Origin of the sequence: Ruminococcus bromii (assembly GCF_002834225.1) — a bacterium.
Lineage (GTDB): Bacteria > Bacillota > Clostridia > Oscillospirales > Acutalibacteraceae > Ruminococcoides > Ruminococcoides bromii.
In genome coordinates, this window is sequence record NZ_NNSR01000007.1 from 1 (window position 1) to 266 (window position 266).

Here is a 266-nt window from a genome sequence, read left to right on the forward strand (position 1 = left end):
GAATGAAAATCAGAGTAACAACAGCATTTAATGACAGGCAGAACGGCTATGTAACCCGACATGTGAATGAAGTTTTTGAATGCTCCGAGCAGAGAGCAAAGGAACTCATTGACGGCGGTTTTGCAGAAGAGGTCAAGTCTGACGCTCCCAAAAAGCCGAGAGCCAAAGCAGTTAAAACAGAAAAAACAGAAAAAGCGGATTAAGCACTTTACGAATATGTAAGGTGCTTTTTTATTGTCCGAAGACATTAAACTACGGGAGACACC

At 42.1% G+C, this 266-nt stretch carries 1 protein-coding gene; it reads left to right on the top strand.

From position 1 onward, the window contains the following. The coding region (locus RBATCC27255_RS10335; RefSeq protein WP_169923185.1) for a hypothetical protein at positions 1–203 on the top strand (203 nt) is incomplete at its 5' end. Positions 204–266 lie beyond the last annotated feature (63 nt).